Here is a 20,338-nt window from a genome sequence, read left to right as displayed (position 1 = left end):
TCAGTGGAAGAAGTGCCGCTCCCCCGTCGTGTACATGGTGACGCCGGCGCGCTTCGCGGCCTCGATGACCTCGGGGTCGCGGACGGAGCCGCCGGGCTGGACGACGGCCTTCACGCCGGCGGCGAGGAGGACCTCGAGGCCGTCGGCGAAGGGGAAGAACGCGTCGGAGGCGGCGACGGAGCCGGGGGCGCGGTCGCCGGCGCGGGAGACGGCGAGGTGGCAGGAGTCGACGCGGTTGACCTGGCCCATGCCGACGCCGACGGAGGCGCCGCCCTTGGCGAGCAGGATCGCGTTCGACTTGACGGCGCGGCAGGCCTTCCACGCGAACTCGAGGTCGAGCATCGTGTCGGCGTCGGCGGGCTCGCCGGCGACGAGCTCCCAGCCGGAGCTGACCTCGCCGGGGCCGCCGACGACGCGGTCGGGCTCCTGCAGCAGGATGCCGCCGGAGATCTGCTTGAACTCGGTCTCGACGGGGGCGTAGAAGTCGGGGAGCTGCAGGAGTCGCAGGTTCTTCTTGGTCTTCAGCACCTCGAGGGCCTCGGGCTCGAAGCCGGGGGCGACGAGGACCTCGGTGAAGATCTCCTTCACCGTCTCGGCCATGGCGAGGGTGACGGTCCGGTTCGCCGCGATGACGCCGCCGAAGGCGGACACCGGGTCGCACTCGTGGGCGCGGCGGTGCGCGGACGCGATCGGGTCGATCGCCTTCGCGCCGGCGATCGCGATGCCGCACGGGTTGGCGTGCTTGATGATCGCGACGGCGGGGAGGACGAAGTCGTAGGCCGCGCGGACGGCGGCATCCGCGTCGACGAAGTTGTTGTACGACATCTCCTTGCCGTGCAGCTGGCGCGCCTGGGCGATGCCGGTGCCGTCGGGCGAGACGTAGAGCGCGGCCTTCTGGTGCGAGTTCTCGCCGTAGCGGAGCACCTGCTGCCGGGTGCCGCGGATCTCGACCGAGCCGGGGAACTCGGACTCGCCGCCCGCCTCCTGCCCGGCGAACCAGGCGGCGACGGCGGAGTCGTAGGAGGCGGTGTGCGCGAAGGCGCGCGCGGCGAGCGTCCGGCGAGCGGCGAGGGTGGTGCCGCCGGTGCCGAGCGCGGCGACGATGCCGGCGTAGTCGGCCGGATCGACGACGATCGCCACGTTCGCATGGTTCTTCGCCGAGGCGCGGACGAGCGCGGGGCCGCCGATGTCGATGTTCTCGACCACGGTCGGCGCGTCGGCACCGCCGGCGACGGTCTCGCGGAACGGGTACAGGTTCACGACGACGAGCTCGAACGGCGCGATCTCCAGCTGCTCGAGCTGCTCGCGGTGCGAGGCGAGGCGGACGTCGGCGAGGATGCCCGCGTGCACGCCGGGGTGCAGGGTCTTCACCCGGCCGTCGAGCGACTCGGGGAAGCCGGTCACGGCCGAGACGTCGGTGACGGCGTGGCCCGCGTCGCGGATGGTCGCGGCGGTCGAGCCGGTGGAGACCAGCTCGACGCCGGCGCCGGCGAGCGCCGAGGCGAGCTCGAGCAGTCCGGTCTTGTCGCTGACCGAGATCAGCGCCCGGCGGACGGGGACGACGTCGCGGTCGTCGTAGCTGCTGGGGTCGTGTGCGGTGATGCTCATGCGCGGGCGAGCTCCTCGAGATCGACGTTTCCGTGGGCGATGTCGAGCACCGTCTGCACCAGCAGGCGACGCTCGATGGTCTTGATGCGCTCGTGCAGCGCGTGCTCGCTCTCGCCGGGGAGCACGGCGAGGCTCTCCTGGGCGATGACCGGGCCGGTGTCGACGCCGGTGTCGATGACGTGCACCGTCACTCCGGTCTCGGTGGCGCCGGCGGCGAGGGCGTCGCGCACGGCGTGCGCGCCGGGGAAGAGCGGCAGCAGGGCGGGGTGCGTGTTGATCATCCGCGGGCTGAGGGCGTCGACGACGACCGGCGGCAGGATCCGCATGAAGCCGGCGCAGACGACGAGGTCGGGCTGCCAGCCCTGGATCTGCTCGAGCAGCTCCGCGCCCCAGGCGTCGCGGGAGGCGAAGGCGCCGGGCGTCACGGTGAAGGAGGGGACGTCGTGCGCCTCGGCGTGGCGCAGGCCGTCGGCGTCGGTGTCGCTGCCGACCGCCACGACGCGGGCGGGGAAGCGGTCGTCGCGCGTCGCCTCGAGCAGCGCGCGGAGATTGGAGCCACCGCCGGAGATGAGGACGACCAACTTCAGCACTGCGCAAGTCTAGGGGGACGCCTCCGCGGCGACCACCGGCGGTCGGGCCCGGCGGTCAGGCCCGGCGCTCAGCCGCGGCGGATGCGGCCGGCGGCCAGTCCGAGACCCGCGGCGAGCGCCAGCTCGAGCGCCGCGAACGCGCCGACGAGCAGCGGATCGGGCCCGACCTGGACGAGGCGCCCCGGCCCGGCCGCTCCCGCCGAGAACCAGGCGAGCAGCCCGAGCAGCAGACCGCCGACCACACCGATGCCGCCCGCCGCGGCCGCACCCCAGCGCAGCAGTGACCGCCCGTCGAGCCCGTCGACGACCTCCGCGCGCAGCCGCCAGCCGGCGAGGAAGCCGGCGAGCAGCGGCACCAGCAGGCCGAGGAAGGCGAAGGCGAGCTCGCCCTGCGGCAGCGCCGCGAGCACCGGGATCGAGGGGATCGGGCCGAGGAGGGTCCCAGCGGGTGCGACCGACGAGCCCGCGCCGAGGGCGAAGCCCGGTCCGATCAGCCAGCTCGCCGCCCAGATCACCAGGTTCGGGAGGATCGCCAGCTGCCCGAGCGTCAGCGCCAGGCCGCCGAGCGCCTCCCCGCCGAGACCCTCGTAGAGCGCGACGACGGCGGCGTAGTCGGCGACCAGCAGCACCGCGACGAGCACGCCGGCGACCCCGATCACGCCGGCGGCCGCGAGCGTCCCGCCGCGGAGCGAGGCGAGGACGAGCGGCGCGGCAGGCTCGGGCAGGCGGTGCAGCGTCCGGTCGGCGAACTCGCCGATCGGGTCGCGCTCGCCGCTCCTGGCGGAGTGGGTCGCGGCTCCGATCACCACGCCGAGTCCGAAGACGAGCGGCGGGAGCAGCGTGCCCTGCAGGACGTCGATCCGGGCGACGTCGGTGGTCGCGCCGAGGGTGACCAGCAGCGCGACGAGGAGGTAGGTGGCGATCGCCGAGCCGATCCCGAGGAGGCGGTAGGGCGACTCCTGCGCGCGGCGGCCCGTGCGGGCGCCCAGCAGGATCGCGAGGAGCGCGAACGCGATCGGCGCGATCGTGATCGCGAAGGGCTGCCCGCCGTCCGGGAGTCCGAGCGCCAGCGGGGAGTCGGGGGCGAAGGCGGCCTGCAGATCCGCGCCGTGGCCGAGCAGCCAGGCGTCCGCGGCGACGCGCCAGAAGACGCTCCAGTCGACCGCCGTGTCGTACTGGACGGCCCAGAGGATCGTCAGCGGCACGAGCGGGATCGCGAGCCCGATCAGCGCCGAGAGCGCGGCGTCGAAGGCGGCGAGGAGTGCGACGGTGATCCGGTTCATGAGCCTGTCGAGCCTATCGGCGGCCCCGCCTGCGACCGCTCAGCGACGCCCCGGACGAGCGGCGACCGACCAGCGTCGGAGGCACCTCGACCAGCATGCACCGCCGCGCCATGCTGATCGAGTAGCCCGCGGAGCGGGTGCATCGAGATCCACCTGCGTCACCAGAGCAGCCGTCCCCTAGGGTCGAGCCGTGACGACCAGCGCCTCCCGCACCGAGCGCGGACTCGACCGCCTGGTGAACTTCACCGACGCGACGGTCGCCATCGCGATCACGTTCCTCGTGCTCCCCCTCGTCGACGTCGTCGAGGAGGGCGGCGAGACCGACCTCGGCGCGCTGCTCGCCGGCCACTACGGCACGCTCTCGGCGTTCTTCATCACCTTCGCCGTGATCGGGCGCTTGTGGCTGGTGCACCACGCGGTCTTCGAGGGCGTGGCCCGCTACTCCCCCGCTCTGGTCGCGGTGAACTTCGTCTGGCTCGCGGCGATCGTGTTGCTGCCCTTCGCGGCGAATCTGCTGTCGAACGTCTTCGCCACCGACCCGAGCGTGTTCGCGCTCTACATCGGCACCATGATCGTCGCGAGCACCGCGACCCTGGCGATGCAGCTGATCCTGCGCCGGGACCCCGCCCTCCTCGTGCCCGGCACGGACCCGCTCCGCTCGCTCTCGCGCTCGCTGATCGTGATCGCGCTGCTGGCCGTCGCACTCGTGCTCGCCGTCACCCTCCCGAGCGTCAACATGTTCGCGCTCCTGCTCCTGCTGCTCTCCGGCCCGATCGAGCGCCTGGTGCACCGCGGGCACGCGCCCGAGCGGCACCGCCCGGCACGCACCGAGCGGGGCCTGGATCGCCTGGTCAACTTCTCCGACGCGACCGTGGCCATCGCGATCACGATCCTGGTGCTCCCGCTGGTCGAGCTCGCCCCCGAGATCGGCAGCGACGGCGGCGGCGTGGGCGAGGTCCTCGGCCAGCACCTCGACTCGGTGCTCGCCTTCGCGCTCTCCTTCACGCTGATCGCGGTGTTCTGGATGCCGCACCACCGGGTCTTCGAGCTGGCCGGCGACTACGACGCCGGGCTGGTCTGGCTCGATCTGCTCTGGCTGGTCGCGATCGCGTTCTTCCCGTTCTCGACCAGCGCCATCGCCCTGCTGCCCGACTCGCGCGCGACGAACGGCCTCTACATCGGCACGATGGTCGTGGTCAGCGGGGCGCTGCTGCTGATCGAGCTGCGGCTGCGGCGCCGACCGCACCTGCTGCGGGAGGGCGCCGGGCCGGTCCGGCTCGCTCCCGCCGTCGTCCCGTTCGCGCTCCTCGTGCTCGCCCTCGCGCTCGCACTGCTCGTGCCCTCGGTCGGGCTCTGGTGGCTGCTGCTGCTGATCGCGCAGCGCCCGCTCACGCTGCTCCTGCTGCGCCGCAGCTAGGCGGCGGGCGTCCAGCCCAGCCGCGGCGCGATCTCCGCAGCGATCGTCCGCAGGATGCGCCGGTGCGACTCGACCCCGCCGACCGCGGGCAGTGTGACCGTGAGCGAGTCCGCCTCCGCCAGCGCGGGGTCGGCCGCGAGCGAGGCGACGATCTCGTCGGCCGTGCCGAGGTGCAGCGGGCTGAAGCGCATCGGCGCCGCGATGATCGAGCGGTCGGCGGTGCGCGGCCGGCCGTCGTCGTCCATCCGCGCGAGGTAGCCCTCGATGAAGGGGCGGTGCGCCTCCTCGTCGGCGGGGCCGGTCAGCGGCAGCACGATGCGCCCCGCCGTGACCCGCGAGGTGCGCCCGGGGTGCGCGGCGGCGAAGGCCTCGCGGTAGGCGCGGATCTGCGCGGCCTGCTGCTCCGCGAACGACAGCCCGGTCTCCTCCGTGTTCAGCGTGGAGACCTGGAGGTGCATGCCCTGCTCGCCGGCGCGGACCGCGGAGGCGGTGGTGCCGGCGCCGTACCAGAGCCGGTCGGCCAGACCGGGCGCGTGCGGCTGCTGCACGAGCGGATCGCCGACCGGCACCGACATCAGCGCGGACTCCGCGATGCCGAGCACCGAGCCCGAGAGCGCGTCGCGCAGGCGCTCGATCCGCTCCTGCGCCTCGGCGCGGAACTCCCGCTCGGCCTGCCCGAAGACGCCGTCGAAGACCGAGGCGAGGTGCGCGAAGCCGCTGCTCACGCCGAGGTCGAGCCGGCCACCGGAGAGCAGGTCCACAGTGGCCGCGTCCTCGGCGAGGCGGACGGGCGACTCGTAGCGCGCGCCGATCACCGCGGTGCCCAGGCGCAGCTGTCGGGTCCGCTGCGAGGCGGCGGCGAAGAAGGTCATCGGCGAGGCGAGGAAGCGCTCGAAGTGCCGCACCCGCACCCAGCCGGTGTCGTAGCCGAGCTCCTCCGCGAGCTCGAAGAGCGCGAGGCCGTCCTCGAGGCTGCGCGCCGCGTCACCCGGCTGCTCGGGGCCCTCCGGGTAGGGCACGAAGGTCAGGAAGTCGAGTCCGAGGCGGCGGGTCACCCCTGCACGCTACCGCCGCCGGGGCCCGCGACGACCGACGGGACCCCCTGCCGAGGCAGAGGATCCCGTCCGATCGTGTCCCGCGGCGCGCGCGGGACGTGGGGGCGCTACAGCGCCGCGTACACCTCGCGGAGCAGGTCGGCCGTCTCGGAGGGCGTCTTGCCCACGCGGACGCCGGCGGCCTCGAGGGCCTCCTTCTTCGCCTGCGCGGTGCCCGCGGAGCCGGAGACGATGGCGCCGGCGTGGCCCATGGTCTTGCCCTCGGGAGCGGTGAAGCCCGCGACGTAGCCGACGACCGGCTTGGTGACGTTCGCCTTGATGAAGTCGGCCGCACGCTCCTCGGCGTCGCCGCCGATCTCGCCGATCATGACGATCGCCTTGGTCTCGGGGTCCGCCTCGAACGCCGCGAGGGCGTCGATGTGCGTGGTGCCGATGATCGGGTCGCCGCCGATGCCGATGGCGGTCGAGAAGCCCAGATCGCGCAGCTCGTACATCATCTGGTAGGTCAGCGTGCCCGACTTCGAGACGAGGCCGATCGGGCCCTTGCCGGTGATCGTCGCGGGGGTGATGCCCACGAGCGACTCGCCCGGCGTGATGATGCCGGGGCAGTTCGGGCCGATGATCCGGGTCTTGTTGCCCTTCTCCTGCGCGTAGGCCCAGAACTCGGCCGAGTCCTGCACCGGGATGCCCTCGGTGATGACGACGAGGAGGCCGATCTCGGCGTCGATCGCCTCGATGACGGCGTCCTTCGAGAAGGCGGGCGGGACGAACGCGATCGACACGTCGGCGCCGGTGGCCTCGATGGCCTCCTTGACGGTGCCGAAGACGGGCAGCTCGACGTCGCCGTGGGTGACGGTCGTGCCGGCCTTGCGGGCGTTGACGCCGCCGACGACGTTCGTGCCGGCCTTGAGCATCAGCGCGGTGTGCTTGGTGCCCTCGCCGCCGGTGATGCCCTGGACGATGACCTTGGAGTCCTTGTTGAGGAAGATCGACATGCTTGTTCTCTGATTCCTTGAGTCGAGGGGGTCGTTACGCGGCGGCGAGTGCGGCGGCCTTGTCGGCGCCCTCGTCCATCGTCGCGGCCAGGGTGATGAGCGGGTTGGCGGCGGCCTCGAGGATCGCGCGGCCCTCCTCCACCTTGTTGCCGTCGAGGCGCACGACGAGCGGCTTGGTCGCCGAGTCGCCGAGGATCTCGAGGGCCTGCAGGATGCCGTTGGCGACCGCGTCGCAGGCGGTGATGCCGCCGAAGACGTTGACGAAGACGCTCTTGACCTGCTCGTCGCCGAGGATCACGTCGAGGCCGTTCGCCATCACCTGGGCGGAGGCTCCGCCGCCGATGTCGAGGAAGTTGGCGGGCTTCACGCCCTTGTGCTTCTCGCCGGCGTACGCGACGACGTCGAGCGTGGACATGACCAGGCCCGCGCCGTTGCCGATGATGCCGACCTCGCCGTCGAGCTTCACGTAGTTGAGGTCGTTCTCCTTCGCCTTGGCCTCGAGCGGGTCCGCCGCGTCCTTGTCCTCGAGCGCGGCGTGCTCGGGGTGGCGGAAGCCGGCGTTCTCGTCGATCGAGACCTTGCCGTCGAGCGCGACGATGTCGCCCTCCTCGGTGAGCACGAGCGGGTTGACCTCGACGAGCGTCGCGTCCTCGCCGGTGTAGACGTCGTAGAGCTTGACGAGCACGGGGGCGACCTTGGCGATCAGCTCCTCCGGGAACTTCGCCGCGCGGGCGATCTCCTCGGCCTTGGCCTGGTCGATGCCCTGGCCGGGGACGACCTCGACGCGCGCGAGCGCCTCGGGGCGCTCGACGGCGAGCTGCTCGATCTCCATGCCGCCCTCGTAGGAGGTGAGCGAGAGGTAGGAGCGGTTCGCCCGGTCGAGCAGGACCGAGAAGTAGAACTCGCGGTCGATGCGGGCGCCACCGGCGACCATGACGCGCTTGACGACGTGGCCCTTGATGTCCAGGCCGAGGATCGACTTCGCCGCCTCGAACGCGTCGTCCGCGGTCTTCGCGACCTTCACGCCGCCCGCCTTGCCGCGGCCGCCGATCTTGACCTGCGCCTTGACGACGGTGACGCCGCCCAGCTTCTCCGCCGCGGCGCGCACCTCCTCCGGCGTGTCGGCGATGATGCCGGGGAGCACGGGCACGCCGTACTTCTCGAACAGATCACGGGCCTGGTATTCGAAGAGATCCACGCTGCATTCCCATTCCGCGCCGAGCGCGCTTGCGTTCCGAGTCCGAGGTCGGCCCACGGCGCCGGCGGTCCGTGCTGTCCGGATCCGCGCTGGTGGTCCGCTGCGCTGTCCGGAGTCTCGGCACGGTTCTGTGTCGGCACTCTTCCTGGGCCGCGCCAACTCTACTCCGGACCCCGCGGGCGCTTCCTGCGCCGGGGGGGGGGGGGGGGGGGGGGCCCCCCCCCGGGGGGGGGGGGGGGGGCCCCCACCCCCCGGGGGGCGGGGCCCCCCCCCCCCCCCCCCCCCCCCCCCCCCCCCCGGGGGGGGGGCCCCCCCCCCCCGCCCCCGCCCCGCGCGGGGGGGGGCGGGGGGCGCGCGGCGGGCCGCGGGGGGGGGCCCCCCCCCCCCCCGCCGCCCCCCCCCCCCCCCCCCCGCCGGGGGGGCGCCGGGGGGGGGGGGGGGGGGGGGGGGGGGGGGGGCGCACAGCCGCGGACTGTGGAGAGGTGGCCGGAACGCGCAGTGGGGAGGGACCTGCCCCGCGTACCGTGGAGGAATGCCCCTGCGCGCGCCCGTCCACCGCGACGTCTTCCGCGAGGGCGTCTTCCTCGTCGCGGGCGCGCGCGCCATCCTCCTGCAGATCGCGCACCCCGCGGTCGGCGCCGGCGTCGCCGAGCACTCCGACTTCGTCCACCGCGCGCTCGGCCGGCTGTTCGGCACCCTCTCCTACCTCTACGCCCTGCAGTTCGGCAGCCCCGAGGACGTCCGCTCCGTCCAGCGCCGGGTGAACCGCGCGCACGCGCCGGTCCGCGGCCCCGGCTACACCGCGTTCGATCCGGAGCTCCAGCGCTGGGTCGCCGCGACGATCACCCAGTCGATGCTCCAGCTCCACGAGGGCGCCTTCGGCCCGCTCGGCCGCGAGGAGGCGGACGAGATCGTGCACCGCTCCCGCGTCGTCGGCACCGCGCTGCAGATGCCCGAGGAGCTGTGGCCCGACTCCCGCGCGTCGTTCGACGCCTACTGGGAGCGGGAGCTCGCCCGGCTCGAGGTCACGCCCGCCGCGCGCCGGGTCGCCCACGACCTGCTCGATGGCGGGATCGCCGCCTGGTGGCTGCGCCCGGTCGGCCCCTACCTCCGCCTGATGACGGCGGGCCTCCTGCCCCCGGAGCTCCGCGCGCCGTTCGGCTTCCGCTGGAGCGCACGGCAGCAGAGGCGGTTCGACCGGGCGCTCGCCCGCACCTTCGCCGTCTACCGCGTCCTGCCGACCGCGGTGCGCACGGCCCCGAGCAGGTTCTTCCTGGCCCGGGTGCGCGCCGAGTCCGACCGGAGTCTCAGAAGCCGGCCGTGATCGTCCAGCCCGCGTAGGCGGCGAGCTCCAGCCCGAGCGCCTGCGCCGCGGCGCGCGCCTCGTCCTGCCCGCGCTCGTCGCGGACGTCGACGCTGATCGGCACGCTGTCGCCGAAGCCCGCGACCGAGACCCGCGCGCTGGTCGGTCCGCTGTAGAGCGGGACGTGCGCGTCCGCGGTGCGCGCGCCGACCACCCGCGAGCCGGTCGCCTCCGCGATCACGGCCAGCGCGAACGGCGCCGTCGCGATCGTCTCGGTGTAGAGCGTGGCCTCCCCGCGCATGAGCGCCTCCTCCGTCGTCGCCTCGACTGTACGGGCGGCAATGCTCGGGTGCAGGCCCTTGCCTCCGGCGCGATCCGCTCCCTCGCCGACGGCCGCCACCGGCCTGCCGCCGCGCTGCCGCAGAGGGAGGGCACGCTGAGCATCCGATGCGCAGCGCTTGAACGGCGCCCCCGGCGGATCTACCGTGAAGCACCCGGCGAACGCGCCGCGGCGGTCAACGACGACTGGAGCCCCGATGAGCATCACCGAACCGCGCACCACCGAGGCACCCGCCGCACCCCCGCCCACAGCCGGGTTCGGCAGCGTCTCGGTCGCGGCGATCCTGGCGGAGGCGGCCCGCCGCACGCCGACGACGATCGCGGTCCGGGTCGGCCCGCAGGCGATCGACTACGGGACCCTCTGGGAGCAGACCCGCGCCTACGCCGGAGCTCTCCGCGCGCAGGGCATCGGCCCCGGCGACCGGGTCGCCCTGCTGATCCCCAACGTCCCCGACTTCCCGCGCGGCTACTTCGCCGTCCTCGCCCTGGGCGCCGTCGTGGTGCCGGTGCACGCGCTGCTCAAGCACGACGAGATCGCCTACGTGCTGCGCGACTCCGGAGCGACCGCGCTGATCTGCGCGGCTCCGCTGCTGGCCGAGGGCGCCGCCGGAGCGGCCCTGGCCGACGTCCCGGTGCTGAGCGTGCTGGTGCCCGACGGCACCGAGAGCCCCTTCCCCCGCCTCGAGGACCTCGCCGCCGACGCGACGCCGATCGACACCTACGTGCCGCGCTCGCCGTTCGACACCGCGACGATCCTCTACACCAGCGGCACCACCGGCCGGCCCAAGGGCGCCGAGGGCACGCACTTCGCGATCGTCTCGCAGTCCGACGTGCTGCTGATGAACACCTTCGACCTGCACCAGGGCGACGTGGTCCTCGGCGCACTGCCGCTCTTCCACACCTTCGGCCAGGTCTGCGCGATGAACACCGCGTTCCGCACCGCCGCGACCGTGGTGCTCGTGCCCAAGTTCGACGGCGATGCCGCGCTCGAGGCGATGATCGCGCACGGCTGCACCGTGTTCGAGGGCGTGCCGACGATGTACGTCGCACTGCTCGACGCCGCGAGCCGGCGCGAGGACCGTCCGCCGCTGCGCTACGCGGTCTCCGGCGGCGCGGCCCTGCCCGTCGCCGTGATCGAGCGCTTCCGCGAGGTGTTCGGCGTCGAGATCTACGAGGGCTACGGCCTGACCGAGACCTCCCCCGTCGCCACCTTCAACCACGTCGGCGTCCCGCCGCGGGCCGGCACCGTCGGCACGCCGATCTGGGGCGTGGACGTCGAGGTCGCCCGCGCCGAGGTCGTCGACCGGATCGAGCTGCTCCCCCGCGGCGAGCTGGGCGAGATCGTGGTCCGCGGCCACAACCTGATGAAGGGCTATCTCGGCAACCCGGAGGCGTCGGCCGCCGCGGTCGTCGACGGCTGGTTCCGCACCGGCGACCTCGGCACCAAGGACGACGAGGACTACATCCGCATCCTCGACCGGACCAAGGACATGATCATCCGCAACGGCTACAACGTGTACCCGCGCGAGGTCGAGGAGGTCCTGATCGGGCACTCCGCCGTGGCCAATGCCGCCGTCTTCGGCGTCCCCGACGAGAAGCACGGCCAGGAGATCATGGCCGCCGTCGTGCTGCTGCCCTCGGCGACGGCGACCGCGGAGGAGCTGATCGCCTACGCGAACGAGCACCTCGCCGCCTTCAAGTTCCCCCGCCGCATCGAGCTCGTCGACGCTCTCCCCCTCGGCCCCAGCGGCAAGATCCTCAAGCGCGAGCTCGTCGCCCAGTACTCCTGACCCCGGCCCGGGTCCGCCCCTCCCCGCGAGATGCCACTTGTGCACGCCTTTCCCGGCGTGTCGCGCTCATAAGTGGCATCTCGCGAAAAGGAGGGCTCGGGAGCGCTGTGCAGAATCTGCCCTGTAAGGGGGACACGGGGAGGGGCGCGAGTGGGGCATGCTGAGGCGTCCCGCCGCGCCACCAGGAAGAAACGACGATGAGCCCCCGCCACCCGCACCTCCCACCCGACCTGCCGGGCCGCGGCCGCCGGAACGCCCGCTCCGCCGATCCGCGTTCGGCCGTTCGCCGGCGGGCGGCCGCCCTGCCCTCCCTCCTCCGGTCCGCGGGCCGACCGCAGGACAGCGTTCCCGCCGGCCTTGCCTCCACGGACCGCAGCCCGTCCGGACGCCGGCCGCTGCGGGCGGGATCACTGCGGCTCACCCGCCTCCGCCTCACGCCGCTGCAGTGGGTCGTCGGCGGAATCACCGCCTTCCTCGCCCTCGTCGCCTGGCTGACAGGCGGGCCCTGGTCGGCGCTGATCATGGTCGCTCTCGTCGTGCTGATCACGGCCGCCTACGGCGTGCTCCTGCGCCGGCCGACCTGGCTCGGACTGCCGCGCCGCCGCCGCGCCTCAGCGATGACGGGGGCCGCCGCGATGCTCGTGCTGGTGCTGAGCACGTCGGCGTTCGGAGCCACGTCCGCGCCGGCACCGGCCGACGAGCAGGCCGTGGCGTCCGGGACCGAGAGCCCGGCGTCGTTCGCCGCCGCTCCGACCCGCACGACCACGCCGGCGCCCACCCGCACGCCGACGCCGACCCCCACCCCGACCGTCGTGATCACGACCGAGCAGGTCACCGAGACGGCCGCGATCGCCCGCTCCTCGCGCACCGAGGAGGACCCGAGCGCCGCGCAGGGCACGAGCACCGTCGTCGCCGGCGTCGACGGCGTGCTCACCCGCACCTTCGAGGTCGTCAAGCACGACGGCGTCGAGGTCTCCCGCGCGCAGCTGTCGGAGGCGGTCACCACACCCGCGGTCGACGACGTCACCCGCGTCGGCACGCTGGTCCCGGCCCCCGCCCCAGCCCCGGTCGCCGCGGCAGCCGACGCCGGCTGCCACTCCAGCTACGCCGGCGAGTGCGTCCCGATCGCCTCCGACGGCGACTGCGCGTCCGGAAAGGGCGACGGCCCCGTCTACATCCAGGGCCCGGTCACGGTCGTCGGCCCCGACGACTACGACCTCGACCGCGACGGCGACGGCATCGCCTGCGACGCGTAAGCCCACTCCCCCGCCGCGAGATGCCACTTGTGCACGCGACACGCCGTCGAAAGCGTGCACAAGTGGCATCTCGCGGAGGGGGTCAGCTCAGGAAGGTCCAGACGAGTGAGGCGAGCACGGCGCCGACCACGGCGCCCGCGATCACCTGCGCCGGCGTGTGGGCGCCGAGGCGCACGCGCGACCAGCCGGTCCAGAGCGCGATCGGCACGGTGATCAGCAGCGACCAGGGGCCGTAGGCGATCAGCACCACCACCGCGCAGGTCGCGACGACCGCCGCATGGCCCGACAGCTTCCAGCCCAGGTTGACGATCCCGATCACCGTGAGCACCGCCACCGTCACCACGCCGAACGTCGTCACCGCGGCCGGCGCGCCGAGCACGGCGAGCAGCACGAGCCCGACCACGATCGAGACCAGCGCGAGCCCGATCGGCAGGGCCCGCTCGCGGCGGTCCGGCACGTGGTGATCGCCGCGGATCCGCCCCGCGCGCATCAGCAGCCGCACGACGAGGTACGGCAACACACCGACGAACAGCGCCGCGAGTGCTCCCCAGGCCACCCCGAGCAGCGGCGGGTCCGCGACCCGCGCGCCCACGATCAGCGGGACGACCATCGCCAGCACCGGCGGCGCGAACGCCTCCGTCGCCACCCGCGCCGCGAGCGGCCCGCGTCCGCTCGTCGCGGTATCGGCCGCAGGGCCCCTGAAGCGGCTCACGACTCGTCGACCGGCACGGGGCATTCCGACCGGCTCAGATCTTCTCGATGGGCGCGACCTTGATCAGCAGCTTCTTGGCGCCGACCTGGTCGAAGAGCACGTGCGCGACCCGCTTGCTGCCCTCGCCGGTGACCGCGTTCACGCGGCCCTCGCCGAAGTCGGTGTGCCGGATGCGGTCGCCCGCGATCAGCTCGAGGTCGCCGTTGTCGCGCACCATTCCGGTGATCCGGTTGGGGAACTCGCCCTTCGCCTTCGGCGCCGCGGCGAGCGCCTGGCGGAACTCGGTGTTCGACTTCGAGCGGCCGAACCCGGGCCGCTGCGCGTTCAGCGCCCGCGGCTGGGTGCCGCCGCGGGAGGTCGCCGCCCCCGGCGACTGGCGCCACTCGATCAGCTCGGCCGGGATCTCCTGGAGGAACCGGCTCGGCATCGCGACCGAGGTCTCGCCGTACTGCGCGCGGGTCATCGCGAGCGAGAGGTAGAGCCGCTTCCGCGCGCGGGTGATGCCCACGTAGAACAGCCGCCGCTCCTCCGCCGGGCCGCCCGGCTCGTTCGCCGAGATGCGGTGCGGGAGCAGGTCCTCCTCGATGCCGGTGAGGAACACCGCGTCGTACTCGAGCCCCTTCGCGGTGTGCAGGGTCATCAGCGACACGGTTCCGGAGTCGTCGTCGAGGTCGTCCGCCGCGGCGACCAGCGACACCTCGGTGAGGAAGTCGACCAGGCCGCCGTCGGGGTTGTTGCGCGCGAACTCCTTCGTCACGGCGATCAGCTCGTCGACGTTCTCGGCGCGCGCCTCGTCCTGCGGGTCGCGGCTGGCGCGGAGCATGTCGATGTACCCGCTGCGGGAGAGCAGCGCCGACAGCACCTCGTGCACCTTCGCCTCGCCCTCGGGCCGCGCCGGGTCGAGCATCAGGGCGCACTCGTCGAGCAGCGTCGCGAGGTCGACGATCGCCTTCGTCACCTTCGGCCCCATGCCCAGCGACCCGGCGTTGCGCATCGCCTCGCGGAGGGTCACCGCGTTGGTGTCCGCGAAGGACTGCAGCTGCGCCTCCGTCGCCGGGCCGATGCCGCGCTTGGGCGTGTTCATGATCCGCCGCAGCGCCAGCACGTCCGCCGGGTTGGCGACCGTGATCAGGTAGGCGAGTGCGTCCTTGATCTCGGCGCGCTCGTAGAACTTGGTGCCGCCGAGGATCCGGTAGGGCAGCGCCGAGCGGATGAAGATCTCCTCCAGCGCGCGGGTCTGCGCGTTGGTGCGGTAGAACACCGCGATCTCGTCGTAGCCGGTGCCGGCCGCGTGGATCCGGGCGATCTCGTCGACGACGAACTGCGCCTCGTCGTGGCCGGAGTACCCGGTGTAGCCGATGATCTTCTCGCCCTCGCCGCTGGCCGACCAGAGGTTCTTCGCGCGGCGGTCGAAGTTGTTCGAGATGACGGCGTTCGCGGCCGAGAGGATGTTCTGGGTGGAGCGGTAGTTCTGCTCGAGCAGGATCACCCTGCAGCCGGGGAAGTCGCGCTCGAACTCGACGATGTTGCGGATGTCCGCCCCGCGGAACGCGTAGATCGACTGGTCGGAGTCGCCCACGACGGTGAGCGAGGCCCCGGGGATGGAGCCGTCGGCCGTCACCGGGCCGCGGTACGGCCGGTCGAAGGCGGCCGCCGCGATCGTGGCCGGCGGAACGGCCCGGGTCAGCTCGTGGATCAGCGAGTACTGCGCGTGGTTCGTGTCCTGGTACTCGTCGACCATCACGTGCCGGAAGCGGCGCTGGTACTTCGCCGCGACGTGCGGGAACGCGCGGAAGAGGTAGACCGTCTGCGCGATCAGGTCGTCGAAGTCGAAGGCGTTCGCGCTCTCGAGCGCGCGCGAGTAGGCGCGGAAGACCTGGAGGAACATCTCCTCGTTCGGGTCGCTCATGTTCGCGGTCCGCGCGTAGGAGTCGACGTCGGCGAGCTCGTTCTTGAGCTTGGAGATCTTCGACGAGGCGCTCGCGACCGTGATGCCGAGCGAGTCCGCCTCGAGGTCCTTCACGATCCGCTTCAGCAGCGCCCGCTGGTCGCCCGAGTCGTAGATCGTGAACGACGAGGTCATCCCGAAGTTCTCGGCCTCGCGCCGCAGGATCCGCACGCAGGCGGAGTGGAACGTCGAGATCCACATGCCCTCGGCCGCCTGGCCGACGATCTTCTCGACGCGCTCGCGCATCTCGGCGGCCGCCTTGTTGGTGAAGGTGATCGCCAGGATCTGGCTGGGCCAGGCCTCGCCGCTTCCGAGCAGGCTCGCGATGCGCCGCGTCAGCACGCTGGTCTTGCCGGACCCGGCGCCCGCGACGATGAGCAGCGCGTCGCCGCGGTACTCGACCGCCTCGCGCTGCTGCGGGTTGAGTCCCGCCACGAGGCGCTCGTGCTCGGGGTCGGTGCGCGCGGAGTCGCCGGAGGGCCCGCCGGGCGCGCCGACGATGACCGGGGTGGCGCGGGAATCGCTCGGATCGAAGAGGAGGCTCATGTCCCTCCGAGTGTAGATCGCGCCTCCGACACCCCGCCGCGGGACGCCGCGCGGTCAGGCACCGATCAGGCGGCGCGCGGCCGCCGCACGGGCGCGGTGAGCGGCCCGCCGATGTCGAGCCCGCGCCAGGCCAGCGCGAAGCCCACCACCGCGACGGTGGAGGTCGCCACCGCGAGCACCTGCAGCAGCACGAACGCCGTGAGGTCCTTGGTGTCGTCCGGGTAGTACTGGATGCCCTGCACGGCGAGCGCCCCGAGCGTCAGCACGAGCACGATCGAGCAGACCAGCAGCACCCGCAGCACCGCCCGGCGCGGCGGCTTCCGCGGCGCCCGGCCCACCTGCGCCCGCGTCGACAGCCAGGCGCAGGCCAGGGAGGCGGAGGCGAGACCGACCAGATCGGCGCCCAGCACATCGCTCGCGCGGTGCCAGGAGGCGGCCATCGTCAGATTCCCGACCAGCACCACCACGGCGCCGCCGATCGCCAGCACGACCGTGCGCCCGCGTCCCGGAACGACCATCGCCAGCGCGAAGACCACCGACACCGCCGCCGCGGTGTGCCCGCTCGGGAAGCTGCCGCCGGTGTACCAGGAGTCGGTCTCGACGAGCAGCGGCCGCTCGAGCACCACGTTCTTCAGCAGCTGCGTCAGCCCGGCCGTGACCACGATCGAGCCGACGGAGGCGAGCGCCAGCGCCGGACGCCGGCGGATCAGCGCGATCGCCGCGACCAGCAGCGCACCGCCGATCATCGACACCGGGGTGACGTCGGCGAGCGCACCCGCCGCCGTGCCGGTGGCCCGGCCGAAGACCAGATCGGCGCCGCGCAGCCCGGAGTTCTCGGCCGCCTGCCCCTGCGGAGTGAGCACGGCGAGTCCGTAGACCACGGCGACCCCGAGTGCGGCGAGCACGGCGAACACGATCCAGCGGCGGGTGATGCGGGCGCGGGTCTTCACGGTCGGGCTCCTCTCGGGATGCGCGGGGCGGGGTCGGTCGGCACCGGCGGGGTCGCCGGGCGGCGGGGTCGTCGGCCCGATGATGCCAGCGGAGGCTCCCGGTCGCCTGCGCACTCGCCGGGCCGCGCGCTCGGGATCAGCCGGCGGACCCCGCCCAGGCGTCGTCCTCGGCGGCGCGCGCCTCGATCGCCAGGTCCGGCTGGTCCGCGAACACGCCGTCGATCCCGGTGCGCAGGATCGCGCGGAACTCGTCCTGCCAGGCGCCGTACGCCTCCGGCTCGCGACCGACGCGGTGCACCTTCTCGAGGAAGCGGTTCTCGGCGCGGAGCGTCCAGGTGTAGACCTGCAGACCGACGGCGTGGGCGTCGGCGACCAGCGAGTTCGTCCCCACGGCCCGCCCCGCGCCGTCCCGGCCGAACAGCATGCTCTTGTCGACGCTGACGCCGTCGACCGTCCCCGCCAGTCCGCGGAGGCCGGCGGGAGTGACGAAGTCGGCGTAGGGCGTCGCCCGCGAGCCGTGCGCCGCCACGAGGTCGGGCGGAGTGCCGCGCGACTCGATCAGGTAGACGCGCCGGGCGCCCACTCCGCGGACGGCGAGGCGCTCCAGGACGGTCTTCTCGAAGCTCTCGACCGTGAGGCGCGGATCGGTCCGCGCCCAGCCCGCCGCGGCCAGCTCCTGCTCGAGGAGCACGTCCAGCGGCAGACCCAGCGCATCGAAGTACGTGGCGTGCTTGATCTCGGCCACGAGCCCCGGCGGCGACAGGGGCGACTCCTCCCCCGCCCGGTCGAGCAGGGCGAGGAGATCGCTGAAGCGCAGGATCGGGAACTGCCCGTCGAAGGTGGCGCTCGAGGCGCGGACGGCCGGCAGCCGCTCCCGGGCGCGGAGCGTCGACAGCTCGGCCCACGTGAAGTCCTCGGTGAACCAGCCCGTGATCTCCTTGCCGTCGACCCGCTTCGTCGTGCGGCGCTGCGCGAACTCGGGGCGACGTTCCACGTCAGTCGTGCCGGAGATCTCGTTCTCGTGCCGGAGCACCAGCACCCCGTCGCGCGAGGCGACGAGATCCGGCTCGACGGCGTCGGCGCCGAGCGCTATCGCGAGCTCGTAGGCCGATCTGGTGTGCTCCGGGCGGTAGCCGCTGGCCCCGCGGTGGCCGATGACGAGCGGGACGGGACGGGTCGGCATGCGGCGATCCTACGGGCGGCGGCAGGCGACTCCGGGCGGAACCGAGGCTCCCGCGAAGGGAATAGCCAGACTCTGAGAGATGTTCTCAGATACTGTGGACCTACCGCCTGTGGCCCGAGAGGGCAGCCGGTGGATCCCGCAGTCACAGCGACTCAGCTCCGCGAGTCCCGACGGATCCGTCCGTCACCGTCGAGCGCACCTGAGAGAAGAGGAACCATGGCAAGCAACAACCCGGCGTTCGGTCGTCCGGAGTTCAGCAACCGGGGCTACGCCGGCCGCGTGCAGGACGTCCCGGACGTGTCGCCCGGCACGCTCGACCAGATGTACAACCGTCCGGCCGCGGGCTCGGCCGACACCAACCGGATGACCGTCGAGGACACCCTCGCGAAGACGGCACTCGCCTTCGTCGTCCTCCTCGCGGGTGCCGCGGTGGGCTGGTTCGTCCCCGGGCTGATGCTGCCGGCCGTGCTGGTCGCGCTGGTCCTCGGCATCGTCAACGCCTTCAAGAAGGTGCCGTCGCCGGCTCTGATCCTCGGCTACGCCGCGACCCAGGGCATCGGAGTCGGCGCGATCTCGCGCTTCTTCGAGAGCGCCTACGAGGGTGCGGTCGTCCAGGCCCTGCTCGCGACCGTCGTCGTGATCGGTGTCACCCTGGCGCTGTTCATGAACGGCAAGATCCGCACCTCGCCGAAGCTGAACAAGATCTTCTTCATCGGCATGATCAGCTACGCGGTCTTCTCGCTGGTCAACCTCGGCCTCGGCCTGTTCGGCGTCGGCGGCGGCTTCGGTCTCCGCACCGGCTTCATCGGCATCGTGATCGGCCTCATCGCCATCGCGCTCGCCACCTACTCCCTCGTGATGGACTTCGAGTTCATCCAGCAGGGCGTCCGCAACGGCGCCCCGCGCATCTACGGCTGGACGGGCGCCTACGGCATCCTCGTCACCGTCGTCTGGATGTACCTCGAGCTACTGCGACTGATCTCGATCTTCCGCCAGTAGTCACGTCCGCTCCGGAGCGATCCGGACCGGCCCGACGGGCGCTCGACCTCACCGGTCGGGCGCCCGTCCGTCGTTGAGCGGCCGGGCCGCCCAGTCCCGCCCGCCGCGTTTGAGACGATGGAGGAATGATGGCCGCCGCTTCGACCCGCATCGTCGGCCTCGACGTCGCCCGCGGTCTCGCCGTGCTCGGGATGTTCGCGGCGCACCTCGCGCCCGCCGAGCGCGAGATGATCTGGGACGGCCGCAGCGCCGTCCTCTTCGCCGTCCTCGCGGGCGTCTCGATCGGCCTGATGTCCGGCGGAGCGACGCGCTCGACCCGTCCGCTCCTGGACACCGCGTCGATCCTCCTGCGCGGCCTCTACCTCCTCGTGATCGGCGTGGGGCTGAACCTGCTCGGCACGCCGATCGCGGTGATCCTGCCGCACTACGGCCTGATGTTCGTCGTCGCGGCCCTGCTGATGTTCCTGCCGCGAGCGGTGCTCGCCGTCCTCGCCGCCGTCTTCGCGATCGGCGGCCCCCTGCTCGTCGACCGGATCGTCACCACCGGGAACGACTGGATCGCGACGCTCTCCCCCGAGGACGCCCTGCTCGCGCGGATGCCGCTCACCTGGCTGACGCAGTACTACCCCGTGCCCTCCTGGCTCGCCTACGTGATGCTCGGGCTGCTGATCGCGCGCTGCGACATCCGCTCGGCCACGACGCAGCGCCGGCTCGTGATCGGCGGCGCGATCGCCGCGGTCCTCGGCTACGGCGTCGGCCTCGCCCTCGGCGGGCCGGAGAGCGTCGAGGCGCACTCGAGCACCACCGCCGAGATCGTCGGCGCCGGCGGCCTCGCGGCCGTCGCGATCGGAGCGCTCACCGCGCTCGCCGCGCGCCTCGCCGTCGTCCGTGCGGTCACCGCGCCGCTCGCCGCGGTGGGGGCCATGCCGCTCACGGTCTACTCCGTGCAGCTCGTCGCGCTGGCGGTGTACCTGATCCCGTTCGAGCCGTTCGACTTCGCCGCCTGGCAGAGCTGGACGCTGCTCGCGTCCTTCACCGTCGTCGCGGTGTTCGGCGCCCTGCTCTGGCGTCGCTTCGTCGGCCAGGGGCCGCTGGAGTGGCTGGTCGCGCGGGCCTCGCTCCGGCCGCGCACCCGGGCTCCCCGGCCGGCGCTCGGCTAGGGTGAT

At 73.1% G+C, this 20,338-nt stretch carries 17 protein-coding genes; 6 read left to right on the top strand and 11 right to left on the bottom strand.

What is annotated here, in order from left to right; translation table 11 throughout:
- From purH to EDF22_RS02690, 3 genes are all read right to left on the bottom strand, one after another.
- A complete protein-coding gene (gene purH / locus EDF22_RS02700) occupies nt 1-1,608 on the bottom strand; it encodes a bifunctional phosphoribosylaminoimidazolecarboxamide formyltransferase/IMP cyclohydrolase (protein ID WP_123702190.1) in 1,608 nt (535 codons plus the stop codon).
- Nucleotides 1,605-2,198 (bottom strand): phosphoribosylglycinamide formyltransferase, encoded by a 594-nt coding sequence (purN, locus tag EDF22_RS02695; protein WP_123702188.1) that lies wholly within the window; start codon nt 2,196-2,198, stop codon nt 1,605-1,607. Before purN ends, purH begins: the two co-directional genes overlap by 4 nt.
- Before the next feature lie 68 nt (nt 2,199-2,266).
- Nucleotides 2,267-3,481 carry a DUF6350 family protein gene (locus tag EDF22_RS02690; RefSeq protein ID WP_123702186.1) on the bottom strand — a complete coding sequence of 405 codons (1,215 nt, stop codon included), beginning with the start codon at nt 3,479-3,481 and terminating at the stop codon, nt 2,267-2,269.
- 190 nt (nt 3,482-3,671) lie between these two features.
- Here EDF22_RS02690 and EDF22_RS02685 point away from each other — a divergent pair, with 190 nt between their 5' ends.
- On the top strand, nt 3,672-4,898 hold the full coding sequence (locus tag EDF22_RS02685; protein WP_123702184.1) for a TMEM175 family protein: 1,227 nt from the start codon (nt 3,672-3,674) through the stop codon (nt 4,896-4,898).
- Here EDF22_RS02685 and EDF22_RS02680 read toward each other — a convergent pair.
- The 3 genes from EDF22_RS02680 to sucC all read right to left on the bottom strand — a co-directional run bounded on the left by EDF22_RS02680 (nt 4,895) and on the right by sucC (nt 8,146).
- Nucleotides 4,895-5,953 (bottom strand): LLM class flavin-dependent oxidoreductase, encoded by a 1,059-nt coding sequence (locus EDF22_RS02680; protein ID WP_123702182.1) that lies wholly within the window; start codon nt 5,951-5,953, stop codon nt 4,895-4,897. The two genes, EDF22_RS02685 and EDF22_RS02680, sit on opposite strands and share 4 nt — an antisense overlap.
- Before the next feature lie 107 nt (nt 5,954-6,060).
- Nucleotides 6,061-6,948: a succinate--CoA ligase subunit alpha gene (sucD, locus tag EDF22_RS02675; protein WP_123445113.1), complete on the bottom strand. Its 888-nt coding sequence runs from the start codon at nt 6,946-6,948 to the stop codon at nt 6,061-6,063.
- A gap of 34 nt (nt 6,949-6,982) precedes the next feature.
- Entirely contained in the window at nt 6,983-8,146 is a 1,164-nt protein-coding gene (sucC, locus tag EDF22_RS02670) for an ADP-forming succinate--CoA ligase subunit beta (protein ID WP_123702180.1), read from the bottom strand.
- 532 nt (nt 8,147-8,678) lie between these two features.
- On the opposite strand from sucC, the gene EDF22_RS02665 reads away from it, so the two are divergent.
- Nucleotides 8,679-9,470: an oxygenase MpaB family protein gene (locus EDF22_RS02665; protein WP_123702178.1), complete on the top strand. Its 792-nt coding sequence runs from the start codon at nt 8,679-8,681 to the stop codon at nt 9,468-9,470.
- Here the strand turns inward: EDF22_RS02665 and EDF22_RS02660 are convergent.
- Nucleotides 9,454-9,750 carry a hypothetical protein gene (locus EDF22_RS02660; RefSeq protein ID WP_123702176.1) on the bottom strand — a complete coding sequence of 99 codons (297 nt, stop codon included), beginning with the start codon at nt 9,748-9,750 and terminating at the stop codon, nt 9,454-9,456. The two genes, EDF22_RS02665 and EDF22_RS02660, sit on opposite strands and share 17 nt — an antisense overlap.
- A gap of 235 nt (nt 9,751-9,985) precedes the next feature.
- Between EDF22_RS02660 and EDF22_RS02655 the strand changes: the two genes are divergently transcribed.
- Entirely contained in the window at nt 9,986-11,578 is a 1,593-nt protein-coding gene (locus EDF22_RS02655; protein ID WP_123702174.1) for a long-chain fatty acid--CoA ligase, read from the top strand.
- A gap of 197 nt (nt 11,579-11,775) precedes the next feature.
- Complete coding sequence (locus tag EDF22_RS21185; RefSeq protein WP_260302864.1) at nt 11,776-12,834, top strand: G5 domain-containing protein; 1,059 nt, start codon at nt 11,776-11,778, stop codon at nt 12,832-12,834.
- 82 nt (nt 12,835-12,916) lie between these two features.
- Here EDF22_RS21185 and EDF22_RS02645 read toward each other — a convergent pair whose 3' ends face one another.
- From EDF22_RS02645 to EDF22_RS02630, 4 genes are all read right to left on the bottom strand, one after another.
- Nucleotides 12,917-13,546: a phosphatase PAP2 family protein gene (locus EDF22_RS02645; RefSeq protein WP_148059089.1), complete on the bottom strand. Its 630-nt coding sequence runs from the start codon at nt 13,544-13,546 to the stop codon at nt 12,917-12,919.
- A 34-nt stretch (nt 13,547-13,580) separates the two neighbouring features.
- A complete protein-coding gene (locus EDF22_RS02640) occupies nt 13,581-16,040 on the bottom strand; it encodes an ATP-dependent helicase (RefSeq protein WP_123445106.1) in 2,460 nt (819 codons plus the stop codon).
- A gap of 65 nt (nt 16,041-16,105) precedes the next feature.
- Entirely contained in the window at nt 16,106-16,990 is an 885-nt protein-coding gene (locus tag EDF22_RS02635) for a phosphatase PAP2 family protein (RefSeq protein ID WP_123702170.1), read from the bottom strand.
- Between the two features lie 136 nt (nt 16,991-17,126).
- A complete protein-coding gene (locus EDF22_RS02630) occupies nt 17,127-18,173 on the bottom strand; it encodes a glycerophosphodiester phosphodiesterase family protein (RefSeq protein ID WP_123702168.1) in 1,047 nt (348 codons plus the stop codon).
- Between the two features lie 216 nt (nt 18,174-18,389).
- Between EDF22_RS02630 and EDF22_RS02625 the strand changes: the two genes are divergently transcribed.
- Complete coding sequence (locus tag EDF22_RS02625; RefSeq protein WP_123702166.1) at nt 18,390-19,172, top strand: Bax inhibitor-1/YccA family protein; 783 nt, start codon at nt 18,390-18,392, stop codon at nt 19,170-19,172.
- Between the two features lie 128 nt (nt 19,173-19,300).
- Nucleotides 19,301-20,332: a DUF418 domain-containing protein gene (locus EDF22_RS02620; protein WP_185038674.1), complete on the top strand. Its 1,032-nt coding sequence runs from the start codon at nt 19,301-19,303 to the stop codon at nt 20,330-20,332.
- Nucleotides 20,333-20,338 lie beyond the last annotated feature (6 nt).

Source organism: Rathayibacter sp. PhB127 (genome assembly GCF_003751665.1).
Lineage (GTDB): Bacteria > Actinomycetota > Actinomycetes > Actinomycetales > Microbacteriaceae > Rathayibacter > Rathayibacter festucae.
The sequence above is the reverse complement of the archived record's forward strand: the minus strand, read 5'-3'. Positions and strand labels throughout refer to the sequence as shown.